Source organism: Janthinobacterium sp. KBS0711 (genome assembly GCF_000988085.1).
GTDB lineage: Bacteria > Pseudomonadota > Gammaproteobacteria > Burkholderiales > Burkholderiaceae_D > Janthinobacterium > Janthinobacterium lividum_E.
Map to the genome: position 1 here is coordinate 179,390 of NZ_LBCO01000018.1, position 16,689 is coordinate 196,078.

Consider the following 16,689-nt stretch of genomic DNA (forward strand, 5'->3'; position numbering starts at 1 on the left):
TCGCGCTGCGGCCGCCGCTGATGCGGCTGGACGGTGTTGTTCCTGCTCACATTTCCGATACGGCCAGGTGCAGCACGGGGTCGGCGCTGTCGTGCCGGCTGAGCTTGCCTTGCACCAATGCGCCGCTGTGCATTTCCAGCACCTTGTAATAGACCTCTCCTACAATGCGGGCTTTTGGCTGGATTTCAAGCATTTCGGACACATACACGGGGCCATTGATCTCGCCGCTGACAACCAGGCTCGAGCAACGCACTTCGCCATCGATGCGGCCCGCCTCGCCCAGCACCACATACGTGGGCTCGCCCGGCTCGCCCGTGACATTGCCGCGCACATGGCCGTCGATGCGCAAGCCGCCGCAAAACAGCAAGTCACCCTCGATCCGCGTGGAAGCGCCGATCAAGGTGTCGATGGGGTTTTTCGCGTTGCGCTCGAACATGAACGTCATCCTGTCGGGGTAGGTGGCAGTCCAATTTATCACAGGTCCGGCAAAAAGGCGCCGGACCCGCGCAAGCACCTGCGCCGATAATTACGGCAGCAGGGCGATGTGTTGCAAACCGGCCGTTTCTTTCAAGCCAAACATCAAGTTCATGCACTGCACGGCCTGGCCCGACGCACCCTTGACCAGATTGTCCTGCACCACCAGCACGATGACGGTATTGCCGCCTTCCGGACGGTGCAAGGCAAGGCGCAGCATGTTCGAGCCGCGCGTGGAACGGGTTTCCGGGTGCGAGCCGAACGGCATCACGTCGACGAAAGGCTCGTCCTTGTATTGGTCTTCGAACAAGGCTTGCAATTCCTCATTGCTGACCTCCTTGTTCAGCTGCGCGTACAGGGTCGAATGCATGCCGCGGATCATCGGCACCAGATGCGGCGTGAAGGTCAGCGCCACTTTCTCGTCCGTGAAACGCTGCAGTTGCGCCGTCGTTTCCGGCAGGTGACGGTGGCCGGCCACGCCGTAAGCCTTGAAACTGTCGCTGCTTTCCGAGAACAGGATGCCGATCTCCGCCTTGCGGCCGGCGCCGGACACGCCCGACTTGCAGTCGGCGATCAAGCCGCCCGCGTTGACCAGGCCCGCTTTCAGCAGCGGGTAAAAGCCCAGTTGCATGGTGGTCGGGTAGCAACCGGGATTGGCGATCAGCTTGGCTTGCTTGATGTCTGCGCGATTCAGTTCCGGCAAGCCATACACGGCTTGCTCGATCAATTCAGGAGCCGTGTGGGGAATCTTGTACCACTGCTCGAACTTGGCCTGGTCTTTCAGGCGGAAGTCGGCGGCCAGGTCGATGACTTTCACGCCGGCGGCCAGCAAGGCTGGCGCTTGCGCCATGGCAACACCATGCGGGGTAGCAAAGAAGACCACGTCGCATTGCTCCAGATTCGCCTTGTCCGGCGAGGAAAACGCCAGTTTGACATGGCCGCGCAGGGAAGGATACATGTCAGCAACGGGCAAGCCATCTTCCTTGCGCGAGGTAATCGCCGTCAACTCGACATCTGGATGGGTAGCAAGCAAGCGCAGCAATTCCACGCCCGTGTATCCAGTGCCGCCGACGATGCCAACTTTGATCATGTTCTTTCCTTGTGTATAGATTGCATAAAGATGAGGGGGAACGCCACCCATAGGGGTTTTCCGCGTATTTTACAGCGCAACGCAGAGTCACGCTGAAATGCAAAAAAGCCGCGGGACTAAAGTCCAGCGGCTTTTCGACCAGCACCCCGAAAGGTGCTGTAGCGTAGAAATTAACGCTTCGAGAATTGCTTTGCGCGACGTGCTTTGCGCAGACCAACTTTTTTACGCTCGACTTCACGTGCATCGCGGGTCACGAAGCCGGCTTTAGCCAGTTCCGGTTTCAACGCTGCATCGTAGTCGATCAGAGCGCGGGTGATGCCGTGACGAACTGCACCAGCTTGGCCCGACTCACCGCCGCCATGGACGTTGACTTTGATGTCGAAACGCTCGACATTGCCGGTCAGTTCCAGTGGTTGACGGATGACCATCAGACCCGTTTCGCGCGAAAAGTATTCGTTTGCTGGTTTGCCGTTAACAACGATCAAGCCTGTGCCAACTTTGATAAAAACCCGAGCCACTGCACTTTTGCGACGGCCGGTTCCATAATTGTAATTACCGATCATGTCAGTTCCTTAGAGAACAAGTGCTTTAGGTTGCTGAGCAGCGTGCGGATGGGAACCTTCCGCGTACACTTTCAGCTTCTTGATCATTGCGTAGCCGAGTGGGCCTTTAGGCAACATGCCTTTGACCGCTTTCTCAAGCGCGCGACCTGGAAAACGCTGTTGCATTTTCTGGAAGTTGGTTTCGTAGATGCCGCCTGGATAGCCAGAGTGACGGTAGTAAATTTTCTCAGTAGCTTTGGTACCGGTCACACGCAGTTTGCCTGCGTTGATGACGACGATAAAGTCGCCGGTATCGACGTGAGGAGTAAATTCTGGTTTGTGTTTGCCGCGCAGTCGGAGTGCCACTTCGCTGGCAACACGTCCGAGGACTTTGTCCGTCGCGTCAACCACGAACCAATCGCGCTGGACTTCATGTCCTTTAGCGGAAAATGTTTTCATGTTGACTTCCTAATAGATTACACGCTCAAATGGTGGTTCCGACGATGCTGCTGTTCGGACTCTGCCTTATTTACTTTTCCTGAGCGAACGGAAAGCCGACAAGTATAAGCGGCTTTGCCTTGCCGCGTCAAGCCGCAATCGAGGCCCGCTGCGGGCCGGCGGCCGGCACATGGATGGGCATTCCTCTATTACAATACAAAACGCTTACAATTTTCGGAGAGTACGATGGAATGCAAAGTCAGCTGGAATGGCCCGTCGGGCATGAGTTTTCGGGCAGAAACCGGTTCCGGCCACCTGGTGACCATGGATGGCGCACCCGATGGCGGCGGCCACAACCTGGCGCCACGCCCCATGGAAATGGTCTTGCTGGGTACGGGCGGCTGCACCGCCTATGACGTGGTGCTAATCCTGAAACGGGGACGCGAAGCCGTCAGCGGCTGCGAAGTGACCCTGAAGGCCGACCGTGCCGACACCGATCCGAAAGTATTTACCAAGATCCACTTCCACTTCACGGTGCGGGGCAAGGCCCTGAAACCGACGGCCGTGGAACGGGCCGTGGCCTTGTCGCATGATAAGTATTGCTCGGCGTCGATCATGCTGGCGAAAACGGCGGAAATCACGCACTCCTTCGAAATCATCGAGGAGTAGGTCGGATTAGCGGGGCAGCGTCCCGCGTAATCCGACGACACCGGTAGCACCAACAATGTTGTCGGATTACGGCCTGCGGCCTAATCCGACCTACCCGACCTGTCAGATGTAGTAAGCGGTTTTCGTCATCACTTTACCCATCAACCCCATCAGCGCCTTCACGGGCGCCGGGGTATCGATGGCGCCCAGTCGCTGGGCGGCGGCGCCGTGCTCCACTTCGTCGATGGCCATCTGTTTGACGATGGCGCGCGATTTCGCGTCCTGCGGCGGCAACTCCTCCAGGTGACTGGCCAGGTGCGCTTCCACCTGGCGTTCCGTTTCCACCACAAAACCCAGGCTGCGGCCGTCGCCCATGCGCGCGGCGATGGTGCCCAGCGCAAACGAACCGGCATACCACAGGGGATTGAGCAGGCTCAGACGCGAGCCCAGCTCCGTCAGGCGCTGCGCCGTCCAGGCCAGGTGGTCTTCCTCTTCGCGTCCCGCTTCGTCGAACTGGGCGCGGATGGCCGGGCTGTGCGCATAGCGCGCCTGCGAGTTGTACAGGGCTTGCGCGCACACTTCGCCCACATGGTTGACGCGCATCAAGCCGGCGCTGTGGCGCTGTTCGGCCGGGCTCAGCTCCGCATCGGGCGCATGCGCGGCCGGCGTGGGGCGCGAGGCCGAGGCCACGCCCGCCATGACGCGCAGGGCCTTGTCGGCGCCAACAATCAAACGATCCAAGGGGTCAAAATGGCGGTTCGCGGTCATCGTGGCTATTTCATGTAAGGGAAAACATGAATTATAGGACGATAGCGGCCAGCCGTCCCCACGCCGCGCGCAGGGGGATCGGGGCTTTATTGACTTGTGCGCGCTTTTTCCTGCTCGATCCAGTCCACCACGGGGCCGACGGCGTCCAGGCCGGACAGGCTTTTCGCCACGCCCAGATTCAGTGAAATCAGGAAGGAAATACTGTCGACGGGAATGTCCGGGCAGTGCTGGGCAAACGCGGCGCGAAAACGCTCCGATTGCAGCACGCGCAAGACTTTCTCGCCGCTCATGAATTGCAGCACGCTGGCGATGCTGTGCCCGCCACCTATCGAGTGGTAGATAAAACGGTTGTACTTCGCGTCGATCTCTTTGAAATCAAGCGTTTCCTCCGTCATCAGGCCGGCCAGGTAATACAGCCCCAGGCTGACGCGGAAGAAACCGATGGCTTCGGCACTGGTCATGCCGGCGCGGGCCACGGCCAGTACCTTGTCCTGCATCGCCTGATCGATCGTTTGCATTGCGCTCTCCCGCGCCGTCCGCCGGCGCCCACCGGGCCAGCTTGCATGAAGATGCTGTTTTTTTCAATAGACCAAACGATATTTCCACCTTGCAAGTTACATTTTTTGCATGCTACTCTCGTTGTTCACCATTGAATGGATGATGCACATGATAGAGGTCAAGCACCTGGCAAAACGTTTCCGCATGCCGCCCCACAAGGGCAAAAGCGTGCACGTCAGCGATCCGCGCGAACACGATGGCTGGTTTCACGCCGTGCGCGACGTCAGTTTCAGCTGCGCCCCCGGTGAAGTGCTGGGCCTGCTGGGGCCGAATGGCGCCGGCAAGACGACCACCCTGCGCCTGCTGTCGACGGCCTTGCAGGCGGACGCGGGCAGCGCCCTCGTCAACGGCGTCGACGTGCTGCGCCAGCCGCTGGTGGCACGCCAGAGCATCGGTTTCCTGTCCGGCTCGACGGGCTTGTACGGCCGCCTGACGGCGCGCGAGAACGTCGAATACTTTGGCCGCCTGCATGGCATGCCGGCCGACAAGCTGAAACGCCGCTGCGACGAGCTGTTTGCCCTGCTGCAAATGGAAGAGTACGGCGGCAAGCGGGCCGATCAGCTGTCGACGGGCATGAAACAGAAGTGCGCGATCGCCCGCACCGTCGTGCACGAGCCGCAAGTGGTGATCCTCGACGAGCCGACGACGGGCCTGGACGTGATGTCGGCCAAGATCCTGCTCGACTTCATCGCCAGCTACAAGGCGCTGCGCGTGCCGCTGATCTTTTCCACGCACCACCTGCACGAAGTGGAAAAGCTGTGCGACCGCGTCTGCATCATCAACCGCGGCACCACCGCCTTCAATGGCACGGTCAACGAACTGCGCCACCTGGGCGGCAGCGCGGACTTGTACGACGCCTTTGTCAGCGTCATCAACCAGGGAGCCTGAGCCATGTGGACCATTTATCTGAAAGAGTTGCTGGAACTCACGCGCGACCGCAAGACGCTGATCTTCACCATCCTCATCCCCATCTTTGCCATGCCGCTGATCTTTGGCGGCTTCGCTTATGTTTCAAGCAATATGTTCAAGAACGCGAAAACGGCGGAAATGCGCTACGCGCTGTTCGGCAAGGACCATTCGCCGGGTTTGAGCGCGCGCTTTGCGCAGCAGCACAACCTGCGCGAAGTGCCGCTAGCCAGCGAAGGCGACATCCGCCGCGCCATCGGCGACGACACGATCAAGTTCGCCGTCGTCATTCCACCGCAATTTGAAGAGGCGCTGAAGCAACAGCAGCAAGCCAAGGTCACCCTGCATTACAACAGCGCCAGCACGGTCGACGTGACCCAGCAGCGGGTGCGCGAAATCGTCGAAGCCTACAACGCCAGCCTGCGCGAAAGCGCGCTGTCGGCCCTGAACCTGAGTCCGGCCCAGCTGGCCTTTGCCCTGCACCCCATCGTGCTCGACAAGCAATCGACGGCCAACGAGCGCGAGCAGATGGGCGCCATCGTCGGCGGCATGCTGCCCTACCTGCTGCTGATGGTGTGCCTGACGGCGGCCATGTACCCGGCCATCGACCTGGGCGCGGGCGAGAAGGAACGCGGCACCCTGGAAACCCTGCTGCTGGCGCCCGTGCCGCGCAGCGCCATCGTGGTGGCCAAGTTCCTCGTGCTGTTTACCGTCGGCATGACCTCGGCCGTGCTGATGGTGGGCAGCATGGGCGCCCTGCTGGCCATCTTCGGCAGTTCGCTCGAAGGCAACATGGCCGTCATGGTGCGCAGCATCGGCTTGCCCGACCTGGCCATGGTGACCCTGATGCTGGTGCCGACGGCCGCCATCTTTGCCTCGCTGCTGCTGTCGATCTCGATCTACGCGAAAAGCTACAAGGAAGCGGCCGGCATGATCACGCCATTGATGCTGTTCGTCATCCTGCCCACGGTGGCGGCCATGCTGCCCGGCGTCGAGCTGAACTGGATATGGGCCATGGTGCCGCTGACGAATGTGTCGCTTGCCATGAAGGAACTGGTCAAGGGCACCATGGATTACCGCATGTTCGGCGTTATCCTGGCCTCGACGACGGTGATCGCGGGCGGGCTGCTGATGCTGTGCCGCTGGTGGTTCAACCGCGAATCAGTGTTGTTCCGCAATTAAACTTGCCATGTGACTCGCGGCGGGGCGCCATCCACCCCGCCCGGCTGCACTCTGGGCACGCGAAAATGCCGTGTATCGCATGCAACTGCCCAGTACGTCTTAAATTCAATACAATGCCAGCATAGAGTAGCCCTGTCGCATCGGGCAGCAACGCATGAGTTAGGAGTTGTATGGAATTGCAGATCCGCAAATTGTCGAAGACCTACGCAAATGGCGTAGTGGCGCTGGACAATGTTTCGCTGACGATACCGCCGGGCATGTTCGGCTTGCTGGGCCCGAACGGCGCCGGCAAGTCGACCCTGATGCGCACCCTGGCCACCTTGCAGGAATGCGATTCCGGCTCGATCTTCTTCGGCGACTACGACGTGCTCGACGACAAGGACGAAATCCGCCGCATGCTCGGCTACCTGCCGCAAGACTTCGGCCTGTACCCGAAAGTGACGGCCTACGAGCTGCTCGACCACTTCGCCATGTTAAAAGGCTTGTCGCAGCGGGCGCGCCGGCGCGAAGTCGTCGATGGCCTGTTGCAGCAAACCAATCTGTTCGACGTGCGCCACCAGCGCCTGGGCGGCTTTTCCGGCGGCATGCGCCAGCGCTTCGGCATCGCGCAAGCGCTGCTGGGCGACCCGAAACTGATCATCGTCGACGAGCCGACGGCCGGCCTCGACCCGCAGGAGCGGGTGCGCTTCCACAACTTGCTGTCCGACATAGGCGAAGACAAGACGGTGATCCTGTCGACCCACATCGTGTCCGACGTGGCCGACCTGTGCGCCAACATGGCCATCATCAACAAGGGCCATTTGCTGCTGTGCGGCAAGACCCAGGAACTGATCGACGAAGTCAGCTGCAAGATCTGGGCGCGCTTTGTCGACAAGAAAGAGCTGGCCAGCTTCCAGCAGCGCCACGCCGTCATTTCCACGCGTTTGCTGTCGGGCCGCACCCTGATCCACGTCTACAGCGACGACGACCCGGGCGATGGCTTCGAGGAAGCCATCGGCGACCTGGAAGACCTGTATTTCGCCACCATTGCCGGGCGCCACCGCGTCGCCCCGCAGTGCGACTGAGGGGAAGGCCATGTTTGCCATCGCCCGCTTTGAAGCGCGACAGCGGCTCAAGCTGCTGTCCACCTGGGTGTATTTCGCCATGTTTCTGGCGCTGGCCATGCTGTGGATGGCGGCCGCCGGCGGCGTCTTCAAGGAAGCGAGCATCAGTTTCGGCGGCAAGTTCCTGATCAACGCACCGCGCTCGCTGGCGTTCACATGCAGCGTATTGGGCTGCTTCGGCGCCGTGGTCGTGGCCGCCATGATGGGCCGCTCGGTGCAGCAGGATTTCGAATACGGCATGCAGCATTTCTTCTTCAGCGCGCCGATCAAGAAATACCAGTACGTATTTGGCCGCTTCCTCGGCGCCTATCTGGTGCTGGCCGTGGTGTTTTCCAGCATCGTGATCGGTGCCTGGCTGGGCGCCTGGCTGCCCGGCATCGATCAGGAACGGCTGGGGCCGCAGCGGGCGCTGGCTTACCTGATGCCGTATGTATTTACCCTGCTGCCGAACCTGTTCATCTTCGGCGCCATCTTCTTCGTCATCGCGGCCCTGACGCGGCGCATGCTGCCCGTGTACATCAGCTCGGTGGTCATGCTGATCGGCTACCTGGTGGCGCCGTCGCTGGCGCGCGACCTCGACTACAAGACCCTGGCCGCCCTGATCGACCCTTTCGGCACGACGGCGCTGATACGCCTGACGGAATACTGGCCAAACGCGGAACGCAACACGCGCCTGGTGACCCTGGAAGGCGTGTACCTGCTGAACCGCGCCATCTGGTCCGGCTTTGCCCTCGTGGCCTTGCTGCTCGGCTACTGGCGCTTCCAGTTCCATGCGACGACGGACGCGGGCGCCACCAGGCGCCGCAGCGAGGGCGAGGCGCCGCAGCGCCTGTCGAACGCCTCGCTGTCCACGCAGGAAACGCCGGACTTCGCGCAGCGCAACCTGGCCGCCCTGCTCCTCAAGATGAGCTGGCTGAACCTGCGCGAAACCATCAAGAACATCTATTTTGTCGTCATCGTGCTGGCCGGCGTGCTGACCATGTATGCGGGCGCGCTCGACATGGGTTCCATCTACGGCACGAATACCTATCCCGTGACGGAAAAGGTGCTGGACATGGTCAGCGCCTCGTTCGCCCTGTTCATGCTGATCATTACCACCTTCTACGCGGGCGAGCTGGTGTGGCGCGAACGGGAAGCGGGCACGTATCAGATGCTCGACGCCCTGCCCGTGCCGAACTGGCTGCCCCTGCTGTCGAAACTGATTGCGCTGGTCGGCCTGCAAGCCTTGCTGAGCCTGGTCATCATGCTGTGCGGCATGTCGATCCAGGTCTTCAAGGGCTATTACCGCCTCGACCCCGGCCTGTACCTGGAATCACTGTTCCTGTCGCACCTGCCCTGCTATGCGCTGGTGGCCGTGCTGGCCATCTTCGTGCAGGTGCTGATCAATCAGAAATACCTGGCATATTTCGCCATGATTCTGTACCACATCGCCAGCATCAGCTTTTCCTCGCTGGGCCTGGGCGACCCGCTGCTGCTGTACGGCAGCACGCCCGAGGTCGTGTATTCGGCCATGAACGGCGCCGGCCACTTTGTGTTGCGCGAGCGTTGGTACTTGCTGTACTGGAGCGGCGCGGCCGTCATGCTGACGGTGCTGTCGCTGCTGTTCTGGCCCCGCGGCGCGCAGGACAGCTGGCGCATCCGCCTACGCCTGGCGCGCCACGGCCTCACGCACGGCGTACTGGCCAGCTTTGCCGGCGGCGCCCTGATCTTCGTCTTCACCGGCGGCGTGCTGTTCTACGTCTTCCACGTGGCCAACGATTACCAGTCCGAGTTTTCCCGCGATGCGGACCGCGCCAGCATCGAGCGCCAGTACCGCAAGTTTGCCGCCACGCCGCAGCCGAGAATCACCGACGTGAAGCTCGACGTGGCCATCTACCCGGCGCAGCGCACCCTGGCCGTCACGGGCCGCTATCTGCTGCAAAACAAGACCAGCCTGCCGATCAGCCACATTTTTGTGCAGCAAGATCCGACCGCCACCATGCGCCTGCGTTTTGACGCGCGCGTGCATCCGGGCCTCGATGACGGCAAGCTGGGCTTTTACAGCTACCGCCTGGCCGCGCCGCTGGCGCCGGGCGCCACCCTAGGCCTCGATTTCGACATCCGCTATGCGCCGCGCGGCATCTTCGGCCTGGGCCAGGACACGCCCGTCGTGGCCAACGGCACCTTCTTCACGAATGCCGTGCTGCCGCACATCGGCTACCAGCCGCAACAGGAATTGACGGACCCGCGCGACCGCAAGAAACACGGTTTGCTGGCGCGCGAACGGGCCTTGCCGCGCGACGATGCGAAGGGATTGGCCGACAATTACGTCAGCAACGACGCCGACCGCATCAACTTCGATGCCACCGTCAGCACGGTCGACGGCCAGACGGCCATCGCGCCGGGCATGCTGGACAACGACTGGATCGCCAAGGGCCGCCATTACTTCCATTACACGATGGACCAGCCCATCCTGAATTTCTACGCCTTCCAGTCCGCCCGCTACGCCGTCAGGCACGAGCGCTGGCAAGACGTGGCCATCGACGTGTATTACCACCCGGGACATGAATACAATCTCGATCGTTTCGTGCGCGGCAGCAAGGAAGCGCTCGAGTACTACACGAAAAACTTCGGCCCCTACCAGCACAAGATCCTGCGCATCGTCGAGTTCCCCCGCTACGCCACGTTTGCGCAATCGTTCCCGAACACGATTCCATACTCGGAAGGCCTGGGCTTCATCGCCAAGGTGGACGACAAGAACCCGAAGGACATCGACTATCCGTTCTACATCACGGCGCATGAAGTGGCGCACCAGTGGTGGGCGCATCAACTGGTGGGCGGCAACACGCGCGGCGCCACCGTGCTCAGCGAAACCCTGGCCGAATATTCGGCGCTGATGGTGATGAAGAAAACCGTGGGGCCGGCCAAGATGCGCCGCTTCCTGCGCTATGACCTGAATCAATACCTGATGGGGCGCAGCGAAGAGCGCAAGAAGGAATTGCCGCTGGCCGAGAATGAAAACCAGCCCTACATCCACTACCACAAGGGCAGCCTGGCCATGTACTTGCTGCAAGATATCATCGGCGAAGACAAGGTCAACGGCGTGCTGCGCGATCTGCTCAAGACTTATGGCCAGAAAGGCCCGCCGTATGCCAGCGTGACGGCCCTGATTGCCGGCTTGCGCCAGGTGACGCCGCCCGAGCAGGCTTACCTGATCGACGACCTGTTCGAGAAAATCGTGCTGTTCGACAACCGCGCCCTGTCGGCCACGGCCACCAAGCGCGGCGACGGCAAGTACGCCGTCACCATCAAGGTACAGGCGGGCAAATTGACGGCCGGCGAACAGGGAGAGGAACACGACGCGCCCCTGCACGACTGGATCGAGATCGGCGTCGACGACGCGAATGGCCATCCGCTGCTGCGCGAGCGTCTGCGCATGACAGCCCGTCAGGCAAGCTACACCGTCATCGTCGGCAGCCGGCCCGGCAAGGCGGGCATCGACCCCGACAACAAGCTGATCGACCGCAAGCCGGACGACAATATGGTCACCGTCGAGCTCGAAGAGCCGTGACGAACAATGGCCGCCCCTGCATACAGGCGGCCACTTCGGTATTCCAGGAGAGTCAGGCGGTGGCGCAGCGCGTCACCAGGCTCAGGCTGATGCCCATTTCCGTCAGGTGTTGCATATCGGCCAGCGACAAATCGAGCGGCGTATCGACCGTGTCGTCGCCGTTCAGCTCCAGTTGCAGCTCGGCCACGATGCGCGGCATCGTGAACGTCACGCCGCGCGAGCGGCATTCGGCCAGATAGCTGCGTATGCGCGAGGGTAACACTTGCGATTTGGGCGCCTGCGCGATCAGCACTTCAAAGCCGGAATCGAGATGCACGCGATTCGCACCCTTCGCCTCGCCCTTGCGCCATTGCCGTTCCGGATCGGTAGGCAAGACTTCGAGAATGGATTTGAGCGTGGGGTCGTCCCCATGCACCGACAGCTTCGCCATATTCATATTGCAAGACTTTATAGTCAGATCAGACCGACAAGTCTACGCATGGGCGGTAAATATGTCCATACGGCAATATTTGGTATTCAGCTCTAATTTGTGCTGCATCAACAACAGGCGGAACAAGCAAGTTCCGCCTGCCACCCGCTTACAGCGCCACGCCGCGCGCCTGCAAGGCGGCCCGTACGCCGGCGCCGTAGGCGGCATCGGCCCGGTCGAAGTGGCCCAGTTGACGCTGCAAGGTTTCCGGCCGCACCTGACTCAAGGGACCGGCCAGATTGTCGAACAGGTTTTGCTTCGCCTGCGCTGACATCAGACGGAACAGATTGCCGGCTTGCGTAAAGTCGTCTTCCACGCCGCGGCCGTCGTAGCGCGCCGCGCCGCCATCGAGCGCCAGCGCCCTCTCGCCATGGCCCAAGCCTTGCGGCTGCGTGCCTGCCGCCGCCACGTTCGCGTAATTCTGTGACGCGCCGCCATTGTGGATCGCCATGCCGCCGTCGCGCTGCTGGTTATGGAAGGGGCAGCGGGCCGCATTCACGGGCAAGTGCTGGTGGTTCGTACCGACGCGGTACAGCTGGGCGTCGTGGTAGGCGAACAGCCTGCCTTGCAGCATCTTGTCCGGCGAGTAACCCATGCCTGGCACGGCGTTGGCCGGCGAAAAGGCCGCCTGCTCGACTTCCGCGTGGTAATTGTCCGGATTGCGGTTCAGCTCGAAAATACCGACCGGCAGCAGCGGGAAGTCCGCGTGCGGCCACACTTTCGTCAGGTCGAACGGGTTCCAGCCCGTGCGCTGTTCCCATGCATCGAGTTGCTCCTGCGTCGCCACCTGCAACTTGACTTCCCACTGGGGGAAATCGCCGCGCTCGATGGCGCCGAACAGGTCGCGCTGGGCGTAGTCGGGGTCGGCACCGGCCAGGCGGCCCGCTTCCGCGGCAGGCAGATTCTTGATGCCCTGGCGCGTCTTGAAGTGCCATTTCACGTACACGCGCTGGCCGTCAGCATTGATCAGGCTATACGTGTGGCTGCCGAAGCCATCCATGTGCCGGTAGCCGTCCGGCGTGCCGCGGTCCGAGAACAGCATGGTGACCTGATGCAGGCTTTCCGGCGCATGGCTCCAGAAGTCGAACATCATTTCAGCCGATTTCAAGTTGCTTTGCGGATCGCGCTTTTGCGTGTGGACGAAATCGGGGAACTTGATCGGGTCCTTGATGAAGAACATCGGCGTGTTGTTGCCAACCAAATCCCAGTTACCCTCTTCCGTGTAGAAACGCACGGCGAAACCGCGCGGGTCGCGTTCCGTGTCTGCACTGCCGCGTTCGCCGCCGACCGTGGAAAAGCGCGCGAAGGTCGCCGTCTGCTTGCCCACTTCGGCAAACAATTTGGCCTTGGTGTAGCGCGAAATGTCGTGCGTGACGGTAAAGGTACCGTAGGCGCCCGAACCTTTCGCGTGCACGACGCGCTCGGGAATGCGCTCGCGGTTGAAATGCTGGAGTTTTTCGATCAGGTGGAAGTCTTGCAGCAGCAGCGGGCCGCGAGGGCCGGCACTGATGGAGTTCTGGTTGTCGGCGACGGGGATGCCCGAGGCGGTACTGAATGGCGGCTGTTGGCTCATGGCTGCTTTTCCTTCGTTGTTGACTAATAGAACTAGTGTAACGAGGTCAACAACAAAGGAAAAGATAATTGATTTTATCGAATCGATAGCTATTTACAATGCACACCCTTGTGCATTACAAACGCCGCCCAGTTGCTCCTGCAACTTCGCCGGCTGGCCCAGGAAGCCGCCGATATCGATCACGGACAGCTTGCCGCTGCCATCGTCGAGCACGAACGTGGGAAAGCCCTGCCCGCCTACCTGCGCCAGCAAGGCGCGGCTGGCATCGATGTGCCGCTGCGTGGCGGCGCCCGCCTGCCGCGCATATTCGGCCTGGAAGGCGGCACCGTCCATGCCCAGCTCTTGCGCCAAGGTCACCAGCACGGGCAGGTCGGCGATACGCAAGCCGTCCACGTAATGGGCGCGCTGCACGCGCTGCAGCATGTCCAGGCCCTTGCCGGCCAGGACTTCAGCCGCCAGGATGGCCGTGATCGGCGGTTCGGAATCCATCATGGCCGTCGTGTCGTTCAGCAAGCCATTCATATAAGCATCGCCAAATGGCTGGCCCGACAATTGCTCGATGCGCCGGTCATGCGGCAGCACATAGCCGCGCCATTCAGGCGTGACCTGGCGGCGATTGCTGCCCGTCATCATGCCGCCGCCGTGGAACGCCACCGTCAGGCCGGGCACGGCGCGCGCCGCCTCGACCAGCGGCGCGGCGCCGTAGCACCAGCCGCACAGCGGGTCGAAAATGTAGTGCAGTGTGGGCATGTGAGCCTCCTGGTTGCCGCTTACCATTTCATTTCGCCTTTGGCGACCTTGGCGCTAGTTTCCAGGGCGCCATCGAGGCCCAGCTTCGGATAGCGCATTTTCATCGCCTCGATCAGGGCGGCCGAATTGGCGGCCTTGGCCGTTTCCTCTTCAAACGTCACCAGGTAGTCGCGCGTAAAACCGATGCTGTCCGGCGTCAGGGGCGAACCGACCTTGAAGTGGCCAGGCACGACGGTGACGGGTTTCAGGGCGGCGATGCCGTCCAAGGTTTTGAGCCAGTCCTGGCGCGATTGCGCGCTTTGCGTATCGGCCGTCCACACGTGCAAGTTACCAAACAGCACCACGCCGCCAACGACGGCCTTGATCGAGGGAATCCACACATAGGTGCGCGCTGGCGTCAGGCCGGCGATGTCCAGCGACTGGCCTTCCAGGGCGATGCGCTTGCCTTTCAATGCTTCCGGAATGACGATGCTTTTCGGCGCATTGTCTTTCAGGATGGGGCCCCAGTAGGCGACCTTGGCGTCGGCCTTGCGGCGAATCTCGGCGACCGTTTCCGGCGTGGCGACGATTTTCGCCTGCGGGAAGGCGGCCTTGATCACGTCGAGGCCAAAGTAAAAATCGGGATCGCTGTGGCTGATGTAGACCGTCGTCAGTTTCTTGCCGCTGGCGCGAATTTTTTCCACCAGCTTTTGCGCTTCGGCGCGCGAGAATTGCGCATCGATCAGCACGGCGTCATGCTTGCCCGCAACCAATACGGAAGCGACGGGGAAGATGGCCTCTTCGCCCGGGTTGAATACTTCCAGGGTCAGGGGAGCGCTGGCGGCGGCCGAGGCGGCGCTGGCGGCAAACACGGTGGAAACAAGAACGCTGCTGATGGTTTTGGAGAACATGATCTGCCTTCACAAGATGATTGGGATGACTGCATCTTACGTTGCTCGGTTCGGTAGAAAAACCCGTTAAAGCGCAATAGTTTGTTGCACAATTCGGCGCAATTGCCGATACCATCGAACGCCATCAAACACGGCACAGTGTACTCTTCCACCAGGAACGCGCCCAAAACAACACGCCAGGCGGAAGCGCAGCGGCGTGTCGAACGTGTCACAGCGTCATGATGGCGTCACATTGGATTGTTATCTTGCTAGCTCTTTCAAACCTAGCCGGATGAACCACATGACACGCAGAAAAATTTCCGTCGCTGGCTGCAGCGTCGCCATCACCCTGATGCTGGCCGCCTGCGGCAGCGACGCCAAAAAAGAAGAAGTAGTGGCTGAAGCGCCGCCGAAAAACGTCATCTTTTTCCTCGGCGATGGCATGGGCCTGACCACCATGACGGCCGCGCGCATCTATTCGGTGGGCGAAGAAGGTTCGCTGACCATGGACACCCTGCCGGAAACGGCCTTCGTCAAGACGTTCTCGAACGACGCGCAAGTGACGGACAGCGCGCCATCGATGGCCGCCTACATGACCGGCGTCAAGATGAACAATGAAGTCATCTCGATGTCGGCCAACACGGTCGCCATCGATCCGGGTACGGATGCGAACGGCAACAAGCTGGTCAACAAATGCGGCACCGGCAACGGCACGCCAGCCACCACCTTGCTGGAACTGGCCAAGGCCAAGGGCTTTGCCGCCGGCGTCGTCAGCACGGCGCGCGTAACGCACGCCACGCCGGCCGCGACCTATTCGCACATCTGCCACCGCGACCTGGAAAACGATATCGCCGCAGCCCTGGTGCCAGGCGGCACGGGCTACAACAGCGCGCTGGGCACCGCCGGCCTGGACGTGGTCCTCGGCGGCGGCGCGCAATTCTTCAAGCCGTTCAAGGACGGCGGCAAGCGTTCCGACGGGCGCGACCTGCTGGCTGAACTGAAAGCGAAAAGCTACACGGTCGCCAACACGGCCACCGACTTCAAGGCCGTCGATGCCGCCAAGACGGAGCGCCTGTTCGGCGTGTTCACGTCCAGCCACATGAGCTACGACCTGGACCGCGATGCGGCCAAGGAACCTAGCCTGGCGGACATGACCACCAAGGCCATGGACGTGCTGGCCAAGAACAAGAAGGGTTATTTCCTGATGGTCGAAGGCGGCCGCATCGACCATGCGCTGCACGAAACGACGGCCAAGAAAGCGCTGCAAGACACCGTCGCGTTCGACAACGCCATCAAGGCCGCCATCGACAAAGCCAAGCTTACCGACCCGACCCTGGCCAATACCCTGATCGTCGTCACGGCCGACCATGACCACACCCTGGTGCTGAACGGCTACGCCAAGCGCACGGGCAAGACGGCTGCCGGCAACCCTGGCGTGCTGGGCGTGGTGAAGAACTACGTCACCGGCGCCGTCGAAAAAGACCTCGATGGCGCACCGTATTCGATCATCGGCTTCGGCAATGGCGAAAACCGCACCCAGTCGAGCCGCGCCGCCATGGCCAGCCTCGATGAAACCGTCACCAGCGCCAACAATTACCACCAGGAAGCGGTAATCCGCACGGCGGCCGGCAACGAAACCCACGGCGGCACGGACGTCTTCCTGGGCGCCATCGGCAAGGGTTCGGAAACCTTCCTGGGCACCATCGACAACACCAAAGTATTCGGCCTGGTCAAGACGGCCGGCGGTCTGTAATCCCCAAGACATCAAA

At 61.4% G+C, this 16,689-nt stretch carries 16 protein-coding genes; 6 read left to right on the forward strand and 10 right to left on the reverse strand.

Going from position 1 to position 16,689, the window contains the following annotated elements; translation table 11 throughout:
- Nucleotides 1-46: 46 nt before the first annotated feature.
- The 4 genes from VM94_RS10585 to rplM all read right to left on the reverse strand — a co-directional run bounded on the left by VM94_RS10585 (nucleotide 47) and on the right by rplM (nucleotide 2,565).
- Nucleotides 47-436 (reverse strand): bactofilin family protein, encoded by a 390-nt coding sequence (locus VM94_RS10585; protein WP_034785332.1) that lies wholly within the window; start codon nucleotides 434-436, stop codon nucleotides 47-49.
- 90 nt (nucleotides 437-526) lie between these two features.
- Nucleotides 527-1,564 (reverse strand): N-acetyl-gamma-glutamyl-phosphate reductase, encoded by a 1,038-nt coding sequence (gene argC / locus VM94_RS10590; protein ID WP_046683452.1) that lies wholly within the window; start codon nucleotides 1,562-1,564, stop codon nucleotides 527-529.
- 170 nt (nucleotides 1,565-1,734) lie between these two features.
- A complete protein-coding gene (gene rpsI, locus VM94_RS10595) occupies nucleotides 1,735-2,127 on the reverse strand; it encodes a 30S ribosomal protein S9 (RefSeq protein ID WP_010393285.1) in 393 nt (130 codons plus the stop codon).
- Nucleotides 2,128-2,136: 9 nt separating this feature from the next.
- Entirely contained in the window at nucleotides 2,137-2,565 is a 429-nt protein-coding gene (gene rplM, locus VM94_RS10600) for a 50S ribosomal protein L13 (RefSeq protein ID WP_010393282.1), read from the reverse strand.
- Between the two features lie 225 nt (nucleotides 2,566-2,790).
- On the opposite strand from rplM, the gene VM94_RS10605 reads away from it, so the two are divergent.
- The gene (locus VM94_RS10605) at nucleotides 2,791-3,213 is read left to right on the forward strand and encodes an OsmC family protein (protein WP_034749235.1); all 423 of its coding nucleotides are present in this window, start codon (nucleotides 2,791-2,793) and stop codon (nucleotides 3,211-3,213) included.
- A 102-nt stretch (nucleotides 3,214-3,315) separates the two neighbouring features.
- Here VM94_RS10605 and coq7 read toward each other — a convergent pair whose 3' ends face one another.
- On the reverse strand, nucleotides 3,316-3,960 hold the full coding sequence (gene coq7, locus VM94_RS10610) for a 2-polyprenyl-3-methyl-6-methoxy-1,4-benzoquinone monooxygenase (protein WP_046683453.1): 645 nt from the start codon (nucleotides 3,958-3,960) through the stop codon (nucleotides 3,316-3,318).
- A gap of 86 nt (nucleotides 3,961-4,046) precedes the next feature.
- On the reverse strand, nucleotides 4,047-4,478 hold the full coding sequence (locus VM94_RS10615; protein ID WP_046683454.1) for a hypothetical protein: 432 nt from the start codon (nucleotides 4,476-4,478) through the stop codon (nucleotides 4,047-4,049).
- Nucleotides 4,479-4,626: 148 nt separating this feature from the next.
- Here VM94_RS10615 and VM94_RS10620 point away from each other — a divergent pair, with 148 nt between their 5' ends.
- The 4 genes from VM94_RS10620 to VM94_RS10635 all read left to right on the forward strand — a co-directional run bounded on the left by VM94_RS10620 (nucleotide 4,627) and on the right by VM94_RS10635 (nucleotide 11,259).
- Nucleotides 4,627-5,406 carry an ABC transporter ATP-binding protein gene (locus tag VM94_RS10620; protein WP_046683531.1) on the forward strand — a complete coding sequence of 260 codons (780 nt, stop codon included), beginning with the start codon at nucleotides 4,627-4,629 and terminating at the stop codon, nucleotides 5,404-5,406.
- 3 nt (nucleotides 5,407-5,409) lie between these two features.
- On the forward strand, nucleotides 5,410-6,606 hold the full coding sequence (locus VM94_RS10625) for an ABC transporter permease (RefSeq protein WP_046683455.1): 1,197 nt from the start codon (nucleotides 5,410-5,412) through the stop codon (nucleotides 6,604-6,606).
- A gap of 170 nt (nucleotides 6,607-6,776) precedes the next feature.
- Nucleotides 6,777-7,670: an ABC transporter ATP-binding protein gene (locus VM94_RS10630; protein ID WP_046683456.1), complete on the forward strand. Its 894-nt coding sequence runs from the start codon at nucleotides 6,777-6,779 to the stop codon at nucleotides 7,668-7,670.
- Nucleotides 7,671-7,680: 10 nt separating this feature from the next.
- Entirely contained in the window at nucleotides 7,681-11,259 is a 3,579-nt protein-coding gene (locus VM94_RS10635; protein ID WP_046683532.1) for an ABC transporter permease/M1 family aminopeptidase, read from the forward strand.
- A gap of 52 nt (nucleotides 11,260-11,311) precedes the next feature.
- On the opposite strand, the gene VM94_RS10640 is transcribed toward VM94_RS10635, so the two are convergent.
- From VM94_RS10640 to VM94_RS10655, 4 genes are all read right to left on the reverse strand, one after another.
- Complete coding sequence (locus tag VM94_RS10640; RefSeq protein WP_138828924.1) at nucleotides 11,312-11,689, reverse strand: hypothetical protein; 378 nt, start codon at nucleotides 11,687-11,689, stop codon at nucleotides 11,312-11,314.
- Nucleotides 11,690-11,837: 148 nt separating this feature from the next.
- Entirely contained in the window at nucleotides 11,838-13,301 is a 1,464-nt protein-coding gene (locus tag VM94_RS10645) for a catalase (protein WP_046683458.1), read from the reverse strand.
- A gap of 93 nt (nucleotides 13,302-13,394) precedes the next feature.
- A complete protein-coding gene (locus VM94_RS10650) occupies nucleotides 13,395-14,051 on the reverse strand; it encodes a DsbA family protein (protein WP_046683459.1) in 657 nt (218 codons plus the stop codon).
- 20 nt (nucleotides 14,052-14,071) lie between these two features.
- A complete protein-coding gene (locus tag VM94_RS10655) occupies nucleotides 14,072-14,941 on the reverse strand; it encodes an MBL fold metallo-hydrolase (RefSeq protein ID WP_046683460.1) in 870 nt (289 codons plus the stop codon).
- Between the two features lie 280 nt (nucleotides 14,942-15,221).
- Between VM94_RS10655 and VM94_RS10660 the strand changes: the two genes are divergently transcribed.
- On the forward strand, nucleotides 15,222-16,673 hold the full coding sequence (locus VM94_RS10660) for an alkaline phosphatase (RefSeq protein WP_185982101.1): 1,452 nt from the start codon (nucleotides 15,222-15,224) through the stop codon (nucleotides 16,671-16,673).
- The last annotated feature ends 16 nt before the right edge of the window (nucleotides 16,674-16,689 follow it).

Excerpts from the sequence above, each read along its gene's own strand:
- VM94_RS10585 (WP_034785332.1), bottom strand. The coding sequence starts at position 436 with ATGTTCGAGCGCAACGCGAAAAACCCCATCGACACCTTGATCGGCGCT.
- argC (WP_046683452.1), bottom strand. The coding sequence starts at position 1,564 with ATGATCAAAGTTGGCATCGTCGGCGGCACTGGATACACGGGCGTGGAA.
- rpsI (WP_010393285.1), bottom strand. The coding sequence starts at position 2,127 with ATGATCGGTAATTACAATTATGGAACCGGCCGTCGCAAAAGTGCAGTG.
- rplM (WP_010393282.1), bottom strand. The coding sequence starts at position 2,565 with ATGAAAACATTTTCCGCTAAAGGACATGAAGTCCAGCGCGATTGGTTC.
- VM94_RS10605 (WP_034749235.1), top strand. The coding sequence starts at position 2,791 with ATGGAATGCAAAGTCAGCTGGAATGGCCCGTCGGGCATGAGTTTTCGG.
- coq7 (WP_046683453.1), bottom strand. The coding sequence starts at position 3,960 with ATGACCGCGAACCGCCATTTTGACCCCTTGGATCGTTTGATTGTTGGC.
- VM94_RS10615 (WP_046683454.1), bottom strand. The coding sequence starts at position 4,478 with ATGCAAACGATCGATCAGGCGATGCAGGACAAGGTACTGGCCGTGGCC.
- VM94_RS10620 (WP_046683531.1), top strand. The coding sequence starts at position 4,627 with ATGATAGAGGTCAAGCACCTGGCAAAACGTTTCCGCATGCCGCCCCAC.
- VM94_RS10625 (WP_046683455.1), top strand. The coding sequence starts at position 5,410 with ATGTGGACCATTTATCTGAAAGAGTTGCTGGAACTCACGCGCGACCGC.
- VM94_RS10630 (WP_046683456.1), top strand. The coding sequence starts at position 6,777 with ATGGAATTGCAGATCCGCAAATTGTCGAAGACCTACGCAAATGGCGTA.
- VM94_RS10635 (WP_046683532.1), top strand. The coding sequence starts at position 7,681 with ATGTTTGCCATCGCCCGCTTTGAAGCGCGACAGCGGCTCAAGCTGCTG.
- VM94_RS10640 (WP_138828924.1), bottom strand. The coding sequence starts at position 11,689 with ATGGCGAAGCTGTCGGTGCATGGGGACGACCCCACGCTCAAATCCATT.
- VM94_RS10645 (WP_046683458.1), bottom strand. The coding sequence starts at position 13,301 with ATGAGCCAACAGCCGCCATTCAGTACCGCCTCGGGCATCCCCGTCGCC.
- VM94_RS10650 (WP_046683459.1), bottom strand. The coding sequence starts at position 14,051 with ATGCCCACACTGCACTACATTTTCGACCCGCTGTGCGGCTGGTGCTAC.
- VM94_RS10655 (WP_046683460.1), bottom strand. The coding sequence starts at position 14,941 with ATGTTCTCCAAAACCATCAGCAGCGTTCTTGTTTCCACCGTGTTTGCC.
- VM94_RS10660 (WP_185982101.1), top strand. The coding sequence starts at position 15,222 with ATGACACGCAGAAAAATTTCCGTCGCTGGCTGCAGCGTCGCCATCACC.